Source organism: Streptomyces longwoodensis (assembly GCF_001514125.1).
Lineage (GTDB): Bacteria > Actinomycetota > Actinomycetes > Streptomycetales > Streptomycetaceae > Streptomyces > Streptomyces longwoodensis.
This window is the reverse complement of record NZ_KQ948557.1, coordinates 266,554-279,593: the sequence shown is the minus strand read 5'-3', so window position 1 is coordinate 279,593 and position 13,040 is coordinate 266,554. Positions and strand designations below refer to the sequence as shown.

11 protein-coding genes and 2 pseudogenes are annotated in these 13,040 nt (G+C 68.0%); 8 read left to right on the top strand and 5 right to left on the bottom strand.

Annotated elements, in window-relative coordinates; translation table 11 throughout:
• The first annotated feature begins 28 nt into the window (after window positions 1–28).
• Together AQJ30_RS24300 and AQJ30_RS24295 are read left to right on the top strand one after the other, a co-directional pair.
• Window positions 29–1,738 carry a sensor histidine kinase gene (locus AQJ30_RS24300; RefSeq protein ID WP_245727055.1) on the top strand — a complete coding sequence of 570 codons (1,710 nt, stop codon included), beginning with the start codon at window positions 29–31 and terminating at the stop codon, window positions 1,736–1,738.
• Window positions 1,735–2,373, top strand: coding sequence for a LuxR C-terminal-related transcriptional regulator (locus tag AQJ30_RS24295; RefSeq protein WP_067238027.1), 639 nt, complete (start codon window positions 1,735–1,737; stop codon window positions 2,371–2,373). Before AQJ30_RS24300 ends, AQJ30_RS24295 begins: the two co-directional genes overlap by 4 nt.
• 41 nt (window positions 2,374–2,414) lie before the next feature.
• Here AQJ30_RS24295 and AQJ30_RS24290 read toward each other — a convergent pair whose 3' ends face one another.
• The 3 genes and pseudogenes from AQJ30_RS24290 to AQJ30_RS38990 all read right to left on the bottom strand — a co-directional run.
• Entirely contained in the window at window positions 2,415–2,783 is a 369-nt protein-coding gene (locus AQJ30_RS24290; RefSeq protein ID WP_159052379.1) for a peptidoglycan-binding domain-containing protein, read from the bottom strand.
• Window positions 2,784–2,859: 76 nt separating this feature from the next.
• Entirely contained in the window at window positions 2,860–3,519 is a 660-nt protein-coding gene (locus AQJ30_RS24285; RefSeq protein WP_067237803.1) for a hypothetical protein, read from the bottom strand.
• An 830-nt stretch (window positions 3,520–4,349) separates the two neighbouring features.
• A pseudogene (locus tag AQJ30_RS38990) lies at window positions 4,350–4,697 on the bottom strand (P-loop NTPase family protein); the annotation flags it as partial.
• Here AQJ30_RS38990 and AQJ30_RS24280 point away from each other — a divergent pair.
• Window positions 4,674–5,029: pseudogene (locus AQJ30_RS24280) on the top strand (LuxR C-terminal-related transcriptional regulator); the annotation flags it as partial. The pseudogenes AQJ30_RS38990 and AQJ30_RS24280 overlap by 24 nt on opposite strands.
• 733 nt (window positions 5,030–5,762) lie before the next feature.
• On the opposite strand, the gene AQJ30_RS24270 reads toward AQJ30_RS24280, so the two are convergent.
• Both AQJ30_RS24270 and AQJ30_RS24265 read right to left on the bottom strand, forming a co-directional pair.
• Complete coding sequence (locus AQJ30_RS24270) at window positions 5,763–6,329, bottom strand: helix-turn-helix domain-containing protein (RefSeq protein WP_067238024.1); 567 nt, start codon at window positions 6,327–6,329, stop codon at window positions 5,763–5,765.
• A gap of 64 nt (window positions 6,330–6,393) precedes the next feature.
• Entirely contained in the window at window positions 6,394–7,989 is a 1,596-nt protein-coding gene (locus tag AQJ30_RS24265; protein ID WP_067237798.1) for an aldehyde dehydrogenase (NADP(+)), read from the bottom strand.
• 127 nt (window positions 7,990–8,116) lie between these two features.
• Between AQJ30_RS24265 and AQJ30_RS24260 the strand changes: the two genes are divergently transcribed.
• From AQJ30_RS24260 to AQJ30_RS24240, 5 genes are read left to right on the top strand one after another with little or no spacing between them, the layout of a single operon-like run.
• Window positions 8,117–9,283: an NAD(P)/FAD-dependent oxidoreductase gene (locus AQJ30_RS24260; protein ID WP_067237795.1), complete on the top strand. Its 1,167-nt coding sequence runs from the start codon at window positions 8,117–8,119 to the stop codon at window positions 9,281–9,283.
• The gene (locus AQJ30_RS24255; RefSeq protein WP_067237792.1) at window positions 9,280–9,534 is read left to right on the top strand and encodes a (2Fe-2S)-binding protein; all 255 of its coding nucleotides are present in this window, start codon (window positions 9,280–9,282) and stop codon (window positions 9,532–9,534) included. The genes AQJ30_RS24260 and AQJ30_RS24255 overlap by 4 nt, the downstream gene beginning before the upstream one ends.
• Window positions 9,527–10,966: an FAD/NAD(P)-dependent oxidoreductase gene (locus AQJ30_RS37225; RefSeq protein WP_079084259.1), complete on the top strand. Its 1,440-nt coding sequence runs from the start codon at window positions 9,527–9,529 to the stop codon at window positions 10,964–10,966. The genes AQJ30_RS24255 and AQJ30_RS37225 overlap by 8 nt, the downstream gene beginning before the upstream one ends.
• Before the next feature lie 25 nt (window positions 10,967–10,991).
• A complete protein-coding gene (locus AQJ30_RS24245) occupies window positions 10,992–11,888 on the top strand; it encodes a dihydrodipicolinate synthase family protein (RefSeq protein ID WP_067237786.1) in 897 nt (298 codons plus the stop codon).
• A 2-nt stretch (window positions 11,889–11,890) separates the two neighbouring features.
• Window positions 11,891–12,892 (top strand): proline racemase family protein, encoded by a 1,002-nt coding sequence (locus AQJ30_RS24240; protein ID WP_067237784.1) that lies wholly within the window; start codon window positions 11,891–11,893, stop codon window positions 12,890–12,892.
• Window positions 12,893–13,040: the final 148 nt, after the last annotated feature.

The window sequence follows — 13,040 nt, the reverse complement described above, 5'->3', positions numbered from 1 at the left end:
GGCACTCGTCGGGTGGGGTGCCGCGGCGGTGGCCGCCGGGCTGTGCGGGTGCTGGGGGTACGCGCGGACCGGTGCGGACGGCACCGACCTGGTACGCGATCTCTGTACGGGCTGGGCCTTCGCCGGGTCGGGGCTGGTGGCGTGGGCCCGGCGTCCGGCCAATCGCACCGGTCCGGTGATGCTCGCCGAGGGGATGGCCTGGTTTCTGGGCAACCTCCAAGGATTTCCCGTGCCGTTGCTGTTCGGCCTCGGTGCGTGGGGTGAGGCGCTCAACCTGGCCGTTCTCGCGCATCTGCTGCTGGTGTTCCCGGACGGGCGGGCCGGCGGCGTCTGCGACCGCCGGCTCATCGCCACCGGGTACCTGCTGGTGGGCGTTGGCGGACTGGTCCGCGTGGTGCTGTACGACCCTGTGAGGGACAGTTCGGTGAGCTACCTCACCTGCTCCGGCTGCGGACCGAACGCCTTTCTCGTCCTGCACCACCCGGCCCTTTTCGACGCGGTGGACCTGGCCTACCGGTGGGCCGGGGTGGTCCTCACGATCCTGGTGGCGGCGCGGATGGTGCACAGGTGGCGTTCGGCGAGTCCGGCCCGGCGCCGGGTGCTGCTGCCGTCCTGGGTCGCCGTCGGGCTGACCCTTGCCTTCGTGGGCTGGGAAATGCTGTATCTGGTGATGCCTGAAGTTCTGGCAGACGCGAACGCCGCGCTGACTGTGCCTTCCGACCTCAGCGAGGTGGTCGTACCCGTCGTGTTTCTGGTGAGCCTGCTGCGCATGCGGCTGCGGCGGGCGTACGTCGGCGAGCTGCTGGTGACTGCCGGTCATACGTGCACGGCGCACCGCTTGCAGGACGTGCTGCGCCGCACTCTGGGCGACCCGACGCTGGTACTGGGCCTACGCACCGGCGAGGGTTACGCCGATCCGGACGGACGGCCATTGTCGGCCGAGGCCGGCCGGGAGATGACGCACACGGACACCGATGCCGTCCTGGTGCACGACGACGCTCTCACCGAGGATCCCGCGCTGCTCGCCGCGGCCTGCGCCGTCGTCCGGCTGTGGCGGCGCAACGCGCGGTTGCGCGCCCGGGCGGAGGAGCAAGCTATGACGGCGCGGACGGTACCCGGCCGGCTGCTCCAGGCCGCCTACGAGGAGCGCCGACGGCTGGAGCGGGATCTGCACGACGGCGCCCAGACCCGGCTGCTGTACACGCTGATGACGCTGCGCGGCCTCGGTGCGAGGCTGCCCGCTGGCACGGACCCGGGCCTGCGGAGCGCCGTCGAAGAGGTCGAGGGGAGCTTGCGTCAGGCGCTGGATGAACTGCGGGACTTAGCGCGGGGCATGTACCCGGCGGTCCTGGGCCGGGCGGGGATCGCCCCGGCGCTGATGGCGTTGGCCGAACAGTGCCCGGTGCCCGTCACGGTCGACGCGGAGCCCGGCCGTTGCCCTCCGCTGATTGAGACCACCGCCTACTTCGTGGCTTGCGAGGCGCTCGCCAACGCCGTCAAGCATGCCGCCGCCCGCCACATCGAGGTCCGCGCCCGGCGCGACGGCGTCCGTCTGGTGGTCGAGGTGACGGACGACGGAGTCGGCGGTGCGGACGATCCGTCATTGGACAGGGCCCCCGCGCGGGGCACAGGGCTGAGCGGGCTCCGAGACCGGGTGTCCGCCGTGGGCGGCGACCTGCGGGTCGACAGCCCTCGAGGGCGGGGCACGCGGATCCGTGTGGAGCTGCCGTGCGCGTGATCGTTGCCGAGGACTCCGTGCTGCTGCGCCAGGGGCTGCTACGTCTGCTCGCCGACTGCGGTATCGAGGTGGTCGGCGAGACCGGCTCGGCGGAGGGGCTGCTCGCACTGGTCGAGGCCGAGCGGCCGGACGCGGTGCTGCTCGACATCCGTATGCCACCGACCTACACCGATGAGGGGGTGCGGGCGGCGGAGGCGATCCTGACCCGCCGCCCGGGCACCGGCGTGCTGCTGCTGTCCCAGTACGTCGAGACGAGCACGGCGGTACAGGTGCTCGCCCGCAGCCCCCGGGGGTTCGGGTATCTGCTGAAGGAACGGATCGCCGACCCAGAGGAGTTGTGTGCCGCCCTGCAACGGGTGGCGGCCGGAGAGTCGGCGGTCGATCCGGAAATCGTCTCCCGGCTGCTGCGGCGGCGTGGCACCCAGGGGGCACTGGACGCGCTGACCGCGCGCGAACGGCAGGTATTAAGGCATATGGCGGAGGGCTGGTCGAACGAGGAGATCGGCAGGCGGCTGCGGGTCAGCGCGAAGACGCTGGAGACCCATATCCGGAGCGTGTTCACGAAGCTTGAGCTCGAACCGGACGTCAGCGCGAACCGCCGGGTGCTCGCCGTGCTGACATATCTGCGCGCATGACCGACTTCCCGCCCCCAGGGACTCCTAGGGCCCTCACGAGCTCATACGCAGGAGTGATCCAGCAGCCCGGCCCAGGTGCGGGGACCCACCAGGCCGTCGATCTCCTTGCCCTGGAAGCCGCAGGCCCGTTGAAAGACCTTCACCGAATGGGCAGTACCCCGGCCGAAGACGCCGTCGACCCGGGTGGGGATGCCGTTGTCGTCGAGCTTGCGCTGCAGGAACCGTACGCAGCTTCCCTGGTCGCCGCGGGAAAGGAACGGCCGCGTCTTCGCACACTGGTTGGCAGAGGTCACCGCCGGGGCGGACGATGCACCGGCTGAGGACGCGGACGCGGCAGCGGCGGTTACCGGAGCACCGGTCAGTACGGCAGCGGTCAGCAGCGCCGCGTGAAGTATGCGGGATGCCTTCACAATCGATCTCCTTGTGTTCTGGTTGCGGTCGGCCGTGCCCGGTCGCCGGCCGTGTGCCGGCGACCGGGCCGAGGCTTCAGGACACGAACAGCCTGGTCGGCTTCGGGTAGCCGGAGCGGTAGCCCTTCAGCTCGCGGATGTCGGACGGCTTGAGCTTGATGCAGCCGTTGGACTTGTAGTCGCCGTTGCCGTCCCAGCGGTAGGGGCTGTCGCCCCCGGTGCGAGGGCCCTGGGTGCCGTTGGGGCGCATCTCGCTGTGGATGAACAGGTCCGTGCGCCATGTGCCGCTGTGGCACTTGTGGTTGCTCAGCAGCCAGGAGACGCCGTTCACGCCGTGCGACCCGCCGTTGTGGTGGTCGTAGAACGCCTTGATGGCGTACTCACCATTGGGCAGCCAGCCCCGGTTGCGGGCGCAGGTGTCCTTGCTGCCGTTGCCCGACCCGGCGCGCCAGCTGTTCACCGTGTAGCTGTGCGGGTGGTCGGGGTTGTTCATGTTCACGTAGACCAGGCTCAGCCGGGAGTTCGACGGGTTCCTGGAGTTCTTCTTGAACATCAGGTAGGTGTAACTCCTGCCCGCGGCCGCCACGTCGGCACTGTGTGTGCCGGTGGCGGCGGCCGCCTTCGGCGCGGTGGCCGACGAGGAGTCGGCCACCGCGGCGGTGATGGCCGTGCCCGACAGGACCAGCCCGGCGGCCGCCATCGTGACGGCGTACCGGACGCGCTTGACGTTGTGCATCTGCTGTCTCCTTGACGTGAGAAGCCGTGCCCGAGGTGAAGTGGTGGTGATGGAGCATGCTGGATGGGTGAGGGGCAGGCGGGGCCTGCTATCCGGCGGCGTGTGTCACCGCGGAACGCCGCGGTCCGCCGGGTCCGGGAACCGTGGCACGGTGCGAACCGCGGGGGCGGAACGGCGCGATGTGCGGCAGTCCGTGCCGGCACCCACGTCGAACGGCCCGTGATGCCGGGGCACCGAGCGGAACCGCCGATGTGGCGGCGACGGTCGCACGTGCGTCAATCCGCTCTGGCATGGCTGTACCCCCGGTCTGTCGCTGGAACATCGGGGGCCGTCATGGCCGGGCATGTGACGGCTGTGCGTGAGGAGCAACCGCCCGTGCCCGGTCATGTGCACCGGTCCGCTCCCGCACCACCCATGCACCGATCCGGTGCCACGGCCGCAGCGGAAGCACGGCTCCCGGCGGCCGCCCCCGTGCCCGGCTGCCGGTGATGCCCAACGTACGGACCGCAACCACCCCGCACATCGGGGCCAACCCTGAGTCGAACCGATCTACGGTGTGTCACGTGAGCAGGCTCGGACGGCGAACGAAGCCTCCAGCCGCTCGGGCTGAAGGCGGCCTCTACCTCGCTACACCGATCATGGACAACCGCTCCTCTCACAGCCGGTGCCTTACATCGACGGCTTCCTGGTCACGCACCTGCAGTCGGACAGCCGACCGTGGATGAACGCGACTCCTAGTGCGTCCGTAAGCGGTCCAGCAATCCCAGACCTTCCACTGTCATAGAACCCGGCGCTGGACGTCATCGGGTTCGTGCAGGTAAGCCCGGCTCTCAGAACCTGCGGAACGCTCGTCGTATGCGGAGCCGCTTGGCCCTTTGGCTCGTGCAAGTTGATCCCTTACCCCGGCTCGTTGCCGGGAGGCGCAGGACTGCGTCGGGGACTTCGGCGATCTGATCGGCTGAGGTGAGGCGGGTGCGGTCCCGGGTGACAGGATCATGGCGGTGGCCTTCTCGTGGGTAAGGCGGGTGATGAGGTCGAGGACAACGGCGCGGCGTTCATGGTCGAGAGCGCTGGCGGGTTCGCCGTCGGTTCATCAGCGCGCGGGCGATGTTGACGCGCTGGCGCTGACCGCCGGAGAGCTGGTAGGGACGGCGATCGTCACCACCTACGACTCCGACGCCGACACCCTGCCTGCCATCGAAGCCGGCGCCACCGACTATCTCCTCAAGGACGCCCCGCCCGAGAACCTGGCTGCTGCCGTACGTACTGCAGCCGTCGACCGCACCACAGTCGCCCGCACCGTCGCCGACCGGCTAATGGACCGGTTACGCACCCCGGGCACCGCCCTGATCCGGCACGAACCCAAAGTTCTCACTCTGGTCGCCGAAGGGCTGTCCAACCAGGCCATCGGCACACGCCTCCCCTGACCGAAGGCACCACCAAGTCCCACCTGACCCGAATCTACGCCAAACTCGACGTCAACTCCCGCACCGCAGCCACTAGCCGTTGAGCCGGATGCACAGCACACTCTCAGCCTGACGCGCATCGCACTATCGGGTCGCGACCATATGCCAGTCGGAAGGCCGGCCGTCCCACGACGCTGTCGGCTTGCAATCTGGTCGACTCATTCGACATTGACCGCTCGGATGCGGTGTGGTCGTAAACCGGAGCGTAATTTCCGAGCCAGACGATCGCCTGACACCGCCACGCAGAGCGCCCCTCCACTCCGGCCAGCGACCCACTCGTCAAGCTGCAGTCGGATCCGCAGGGAAGAACGAGAACGTGCTCGCCGGCTTCCCGAGGTGAACAGTTCTGGTGTAGGGGGTGAATACAGGGACGGGAGCATCGACTTCCATCGGCCAATCATCGGCATACCGGCTGTCCGCCGATGAGGCCCTCAGCATCTCAACGTACTCACCGAACGAAGCGCCCTCGAACCGTCCGCTCAGAGACACTGTCATGCTCTCCTGGTCGAAGACCGGAACGGGCGTATCGGCTAGCATCCGCCACGCACTGGCGTGCGTGTTGGTCTCCCCACAATCGATCATAAAGTCCACCCAGTGGGCGAAAGTCAGTACCTGCCTAGCCAACATCATCTCCCCTTCACGAACTTTGTACGGGTAGTCCGGATTGTCACGCCACTAGCCGACCCACACATTCTTCCCAAAGGCTCCCTCTAGGTGCAGTGATTTGCCAGACCTCCCCTAGCCCTGCGAACTCGTCCAACTGACGGAGGGGTGGCGTCACTCATGAACGGAAATGGCCATCACCAGACTCGTCGGGGCATCGCCATCATTGCTATAGGTATGGGGTGTGTTGGCCGCCAGGAAGGCACTGGCTCCAGCGGCGACTTGGAATAGGGTGCCGTCGACGGTGAGGGTCAGATCGCCAGAGATAACGTGGATGAGGCTGGTCGCGCCCGCGGGTTGCAGGCCGGAAGGGCTGCTGTCGCCGGGCATAAGCCGCCAGCTCCACATCTCCAGGAGTCCAGGAGCCTGGACGCCTGCGAGGAGACGGCTGTAGCTACCTACTGTGGTTTGCCATAGCTGTACGGCCTGCTCAGAGGGAACGATACGGACCAAGGGCCTCTGCGCGTTGTTGAGCAGGGTGGTGAGGCTGACTCCGAGGGCTTCGCTGAGCTTGACGACTGTGCCGATGCTCGGGTTGGTGCGGGCCTGCTCAATTTGGATGATCATGCCGCGGCTTACACGGGCCCGGGCTGCGAGCGCGTCGATGGTGAGGTTGCGTTCGGTGCGCCAGTGCTTGACGTTGCGAGCCAGGCATTGAGCCAACTGATCACTACCCGACATGCCCACCATGCCTAGTCACACTGCGCTTCGGTCGACGGCACAGTCACGCTCCACCTAGCTGACATCAGTCGTTGACTACCTGGGTTCGAGGCACGAGTTGGCCGTCGAAGTACCGGGCAACTCCGAGCGGGTTGCTCGTGCGCAGCTCTTGAGGGAGAAGCGTGTCGGGGAAGCCTTGGTAGCAGACTGGCCGGAGCCATCGTTCGACTGCCATGGTCCCGACGCTTGTCGTGGTGGGCGTGGACGTTGCGGGCCACGGACCGCCGTGCACCATGGCATGGCTGACCTCGACCCCAGTCGGCCAGCCGCCCCACAGGATGCGTCCTGCCCGTTCTTCCAGGACGGGCAGAAGCTGTTCGGCCGTCGCCAGGTCGATGTCGCTTCCATGCAGCGTCGCTGTCAGCTGTCCTTCCATGTGTTCCATGAGCGCTGCGAGCTCTTGGACGTCTCGCCATCGCACGATCAGTCCGGCGGCGCCGAAGACTTCGGCTGTGAGGTCTTCGTGGGCTGCATAGGTTGCAGCGTCACAGGTCAGAACGACGGGTGCGGGCGCGTAGGAGCTTGGGCCCGGCACTCCCTGAGCTACAACGTGGACACCGTCGACAGTCATCCACCGCTGAACCCCGGCGGTAAAGGCGTGAGCGATCTCGGGGGTGAGCATGATCTGTCCTGCAGTGTGGGTCAGCGTGTTCGCCACCCTTTCGCAGAAGGCGTCTCCTTTCTCGCCTGTCGGCAGGAGAAGAAGGCCGGGATTGGTACAGAACTGCCCGGACCCGTTGGTGAGCGAGGCCAGGTATGCGTGAGCGGTCGACTGCGGATCGGCCAGTGCGCCCTCGAGCACGATCACAGGGTTGACAGATGACATCTCAGCGTGGACGGGGATGGGCACGGGCCGGGCGTTGGCAGCTTCTACCAGTGCGAGTCCACCGGCACGGGAGCCGGTGAAACCGACGGCCGCGATCCGCGGGTCGCGCACGAGTGCCTGTCCGACTGCTGTGCTGCGCCCGATCAGCAGCGAGAAGACCGCGGCTGGCATGCCGGTGCTCTCGGCGGCACGTGTGATGGCACGCGCGACGAGTTCACTGGTCCCTGGGTGGGCTGGATGCGCCTTGACGACTACCGGGCATCCTGCCGCGAGGGCTGAAGCGGTGTCGCCGCCGGCGACGGAGAAGGCCAGCGGGAAGTTGCTCGCCCCGAAGACCGCCACCGGGCCGACAGGCACCTTACGCAGGCGGAGGTCCGCTCGAGGAAGAGGCAGGCGTTCAGGCAGCGGGGGGTCTATACGGACACCGAGTGCGTCTCCGCTGCGGATGAGGTCGGCGAACATGCGCAGTTGTCCGCATGTACGCCCGCGTTCGCCGATGAGGCGCTCCGGCGGCAGTCCCGACTCGAGCGCTGCACGGTTGATGAGGTCGCCGCCGAGTGCTTCGATCTCCTTGGCGCAGGCATCGAGGAAGGCGGCTCGCCGGTGTGGCGGAATGGCGCGGTATTCCCGGGCCACCGACGCGGACAGCCTCGTCGCCTGTGCGACCTGTTCTGGCGAGGCATCGTGCATCTGCGGGCCGAGGGGTTCGCCTGTCTCGGCCGCGACAGCGCGCCATGCCGGCCCTTCTCCTTGGAGGTCACGGCCGGCCACGATTGAGCTCCCGGTCAGGTTCACGGTGGTGGATCCCCTCGTTCGTCATGCTGGAGGGCCAGCGAAGTCACGTTGAGCTGGTCATTGTCTTCGGGTGATGCAGATGTATACCCTAAGCAATGGCATGTGACATTGCACAGAGGAGGAGTCGGTGACTCGCAAGGTCGTCATCGTCGGCGCCGGCGTCGTCGGCGCCGCGTGCGCCTTCCACGCTACTGCGGCCGGCATGGACGTCACCGTCATCGACCGCGGTCCTGTCGGTGCTGGAACAACGAGCCGCGGTGAGGGGAACATCCTCGTTTCCGACAAGGAGCCGGGCCCTGAGCTCTCCCTGGCCCGACTGAGCCGCACGCTCTGGGAAGAGGCCGCCCAGGAGGTCGGGCCGGAAACCATCGAGCTGGAGCCGAAGGGCGGCCTCGTTGTCGCCAGCACTGAAGAGAGCCTGAGATCGCTCAATGCGTTCGCTGCACGGCAGGCTGCGTGCGGCGTCCGCGTCGAGCCGGTCGAGCACGTCCGTGATCTGGAGCCCCACCTCGCAGCTGGGCTTCCCGGAGGTGTGCATTACCCGCAGGATGCACAGGTGCAGCCCGTCCTCGCGGCAGCCGCGCTCCTGGACGCCGCCGTGGCCCGGGGTGCGCGCCTGCTGACAGGCGAGGTCACTGCCGCGGCGGCCGACCGCGGCGGTCGGGTCACGGGCGTCCTCACCGCGTCTGGCGATGTCCTTCAGGCTGATGCCGTCATCAACGCGGCCGGAACCTGGGGAGGAGAGGTCGGCCGCCGGCTTGGCGCACCCATCGAGGTCCTGCCGCGGCGGGGCTTCGTCCTGGTGACCGAGCCGCTGCCGCCGATGGTGCACCACAAGGTCTACTCGGCCGACTACGTCGCCAACGTCGCCTCCTCGGATGAGGGCTTGGAAACCTCCTGTGTGGTCGAGGGCACCCGCGGCGGAACGATCCTGATCGGCGCCAGCCGCGAACGCGTCGGCTTCGACATGACGCCGAACCCTGCCGTGCTCACCACGCTCGCCGCGCAGGCATGCCGGCTCTTCCCGTCCTTGAAGAAGGTCCACCTGATCCGCGCCTATCGCGGGTTCCGGCCCTACTGCCCGGACCATCTGCCGGTCATCGGCCCCGATCCGCGCCTGCCGCAGGTTGTTCACGCGTGCGGGCACGAAGGGGCGGGCATCGGACTCGCCCCCGCGACGGGCGCACTTGTCACAGCCCACCTGCTCGGACACCCCTGGCACGGTGCCGACCCGGCGGCATACACCGGTCTTCTACCCGACCGCTTCTTCACCCAAGGAGGTGCGTCGAAGTGAGCCACATCGTCGTCGACGGCGAGCCTTTGCCCTTCACCGAAGGACAGACCATTGCCGCAGCCCTCGTTGCCGCAGGCCGGGTCGCTTGGCGCACTACCCGCATCAATCAGCGCCCGCGTGGCGTCTTCTGCGGAATCGGCGTCTGCTTCGACTGCCTGGTGACCATTGACGGCATCGGCGGGCAGCGTGCCTGCCTGGTCCCAGCGCGTCCGGACATGACCGTCACGACCGAGGAGGGTGACGATGAGTGAGCTACTTGACCTCGTCGTTGTCGGCGCCGGACCGGCCGGCATGGCCGCTGCGGCCGCGGCCGCAGCTGGTGGACTGCGCGTCGTGCTGGTGGACTCCGGAACCGCTGTCGGCGGCCAGTTCTGGCGGCACCCGCCAGAGCACGCGCGCTCGGCAATCCCCACCAAGGATCTGCACCACGGTCTGCGCCAGTACCGCACCCTGTGTGACGCCCTGGCGGCGGGCCAGGCGGCAGGACGGCTGGAACTGCGTCTGGCGCACCATGTGTGGTCCGTGGTCCGGGACGGCGACGGCTTTGCAATCCACATGGTCGACCGGCGTGACGCACCCCGAGAAGCCGCCACCATTCTGCGCGCGCCCAGAATCTGTGTAGCGACGGGGGCCTATGACCGGCAGCTGCCCTTCCCCGGCTGGGACCTGCCGGGTGTGCTCACCATCGGAGGCCTCCAGGCACTCCTCAAAGGTGGCGGGGTCGCGGCCGGCAGCCGCGTGGTACTGGGGGGCACCGGGCCGTTCCTGCTGCCGGTGGCGGCTGGCCTCGCGGCACGCGGAGTCCAAGTGGTCACGGTGTGCGAGGCAGCCCGTCCAACAGGCTGGCTGCGCCATCCTGGCCCTCTGCTGCGTAACCCCGGCAAATGGCTGGAGGCCGCCGGATACGCTGCTGCACTCGCCCGCCACCGGATCCCGATCCGGCCGCGTACGGCGATCATCAGCGCCGAAGGCGGGGCCCGGGTCACATCGGTCCGGATTGCGTCGCTGACATCCGACGGCCGACCGCGTCCGGCAACGGAACGGCGAATTGACGTCGATGCCGTCGGTGTCGGCTGGGGATTCGTACCACAGCTTGACCTGCTCATCCCCTTGGGCTGCGCGCTGACCACCTCGGCAGACGGTAACTCGGTCATCGCCGTCGACGGTGGCCAGCGCACCTCCGTCACAGGTGTCTATGTTGCAGGCGAGGCATGCGGCGTGGGCGGGGCGGCACTCGCGGTAAGCGAAGGCCGCCTTGCCGCCGAGTCCATCCTTGCCGACATAGGCGCTCCCCCGGTGCTGGGCAGACAGCGCCTGGCTGCGGTCCGTGCCGCAGTGGCCAGTCAGCGCGCCTTCGGCCGGGCGCTAGGCCTCGCTCATCCGGTTCCTCCAGCATGGTCTTCGTGGCTGACCGACGACACCGTCGTCTGCCGCTGCGAGGAGGTCTCGGCAGCTACGGTCCGGTCTGCCTGCTCCGACGGCGGTGCCCAGGACCACCGGCAGGTCAAACAACTGACCCGGGCCGGCATGGGCTGGTGCCAGGGACGGATGTGCGGGCCAGCCGTGCACTGCCTCACCTCACACGAGCGGGCATACACGCCCGCGGAACGGATCGTGGCGACCCCCGTCACTCTCGGGGCCCTCGCCCGGCTCGACGAACAACCGTCGACATCGCACGAATGACAGTGAAAACCGACAAGGAGCATTGATGAACGAGACCCGCAAGCCCTGGCACGGCGTCATCGTCGCGACCAGCCTGCCCTTCAACGACGACCTCACGGTCGACTTCGCCGCCTACGGCGACAACGTCGCCTGGCTCGCCGAACAGGGACTGCACGGCGTCGCGCCGAACGGCTCGCTGGGTGAGTACCAGACGCTGACGTACGAGGAGCGCGACCGCGTCGTGGAGACGGCCATAGCGAACGCTCCCGACGGATTCACCGTCATGCCCGGCGTCGGCGCTTACAGCGGGACCGAGGCCAAGCGGCACGCCCAGTTCGCCAAGGACGCGGGCTGCCAGGCCGTCATGTGCCTGCCGCCCAACGCCTACCGTGCCGACGACCGCGCAGTCCTCGAGCACTTCGAGCTGGTCGCCTCGGTCGGCCTGCCCGTCACCGCCTACAACAACCCCATCGACACCAAGGTCGACCTGCGCCCGGAGCTGCTGGCCAAGCTGCACGCCGAAGGTCTGATCGTCGGCGTCAAGGAATTCTCCGGTGACGTGCGGCGCTGCTACGAGATCTCCGAACTCGCGCCCGGCCTCGATCTCATGATCGGAACCGACGACACCCTCCTGGAGGTGGGCCTCGCCGGCGCCAAGGGCTGGGTCGCCGGTTACCCGCAGGTGTTCCCCGAGGCCTGCCTCGCGCTGTACAACGCGTCGGTCGCCGGCGACCTGGCGACGGCGCTGCCTCTCTACCGCCAGCTGCACCCGGTTCTGCGCTGGGACAGCAAGACAGAGTTCGTCCAGGCCATCAAGCTCGGCCAGGAGATGATCGGCCGCCGCGGCGGGATCTGCCGTCCGCCGCGGCAGCCTCTCAGCCTGGAGACGGAGGCCACCGTGCGTGCCGTCACCCAGGTCCTCATCGACGCCGGGGTGAGCTGACCATGCGCTCGACCGTCTGCTATCACGCCGTCGACTCGCACACGGAGGGCATGCCGACCCGCGTCATCACGGGCGGCGTGGGCGTCCTGCCGGGGGCGACGATGTTCGAGAGACGGCAGCGATTCGTCGCGGAACGCGACGGCCTGCGCACCTTGCTCATGTGTGAGCCGCGCGGACACGCATCGATGTCGGGAGCGATTCTGCAGCCTTCAACCCGGCCGGACGCCGACTTCGGGGTGCTCTTCGTCGAGGTGTCCGGCTGCCTGCCGATGTGCGGGCACGGGACCATCGGCGTGGCAACAGTCCTCGTCGAGACCGGAATGGTCGAGGCCGTCGAGCCGGAAACCATCGTGCAGCTCGACACGCCGGCCGGGCTGGTCCGGGCCCGGGTACGAGTCCGCGACGGCCATGCCGAATCGGTGACTCTGGAGAATGTGGCCTCCTACTGCCACGCACTCGACCAGGTCGTCGATGTCCCCGGGTACGGCGCGGTGCGCTACGACATCGCCTACGGCGGCAACTTCTACGCCTTCGTCCGCACCGAAGACCTCGGCATCCCCTTCGACCGCGCGCAAAAGCAGCAACTGCTCGCTGCAGGACTGTCCATCATGGACGCCATCAACAAGCAGAACCCCGTGGCCCACCCGGAGAACCCGGCCATCGACGTGTGCCATCACGTCTACCTCGAAGCCCCCGGATCGACGGCAGAACATTCCCGGCACGCTATGGCCATCCACCCAGGCTGGTTCGATCGGTCACCCTGCGGTACGGGCACCAGCGCACGGATGGCGCAGCTGCACGCGCGCGGGCAGCTGCCCGTGGGTCAGGACTTCGTCAACGAGTCCTTCATCGGCTCCCGGTTCATTGGGCGCATTCTGGGAGAAACAACGGTCGGAGATCGGCCGGGCATTCTGCCCTCTGTGACCGGCCGCGCCTGGATCACGGGCACTGCGCAGTACATGCTCGATCCATCGGATCCGTACCCGGCCGGTTTCACCCTCTGAACAGAGGCATGCGCCCGGCGTGGCCCACATGCTCTGGCTGAAAATTACACATTCATCACGAGGGCGCTCACATCTCGCGCCTCGCGAAACGGCCCGCTATCGTCAGTGCAATGTCACACATTAAAGATGGGTGGCATTGCACGAGCCG

Excerpts from the sequence above, each read along its gene's own strand:
- AQJ30_RS24270 (WP_067238024.1), bottom strand. The coding sequence starts at position 6,329 with ATGTCGGGTAGTGATCAGTTGGCTCAATGCCTGGCTCGCAACGTCAAG.
- AQJ30_RS24285 (WP_067237803.1), bottom strand. The coding sequence starts at position 3,519 with ATGCACAACGTCAAGCGCGTCCGGTACGCCGTCACGATGGCGGCCGCC.
- AQJ30_RS24245 (WP_067237786.1), top strand. The coding sequence starts at position 10,992 with ATGAACGAGACCCGCAAGCCCTGGCACGGCGTCATCGTCGCGACCAGC.
- AQJ30_RS37225 (WP_079084259.1), top strand. The coding sequence starts at position 9,527 with ATGAGTGAGCTACTTGACCTCGTCGTTGTCGGCGCCGGACCGGCCGGC.
- AQJ30_RS24240 (WP_067237784.1), top strand. The coding sequence starts at position 11,891 with ATGCGCTCGACCGTCTGCTATCACGCCGTCGACTCGCACACGGAGGGC.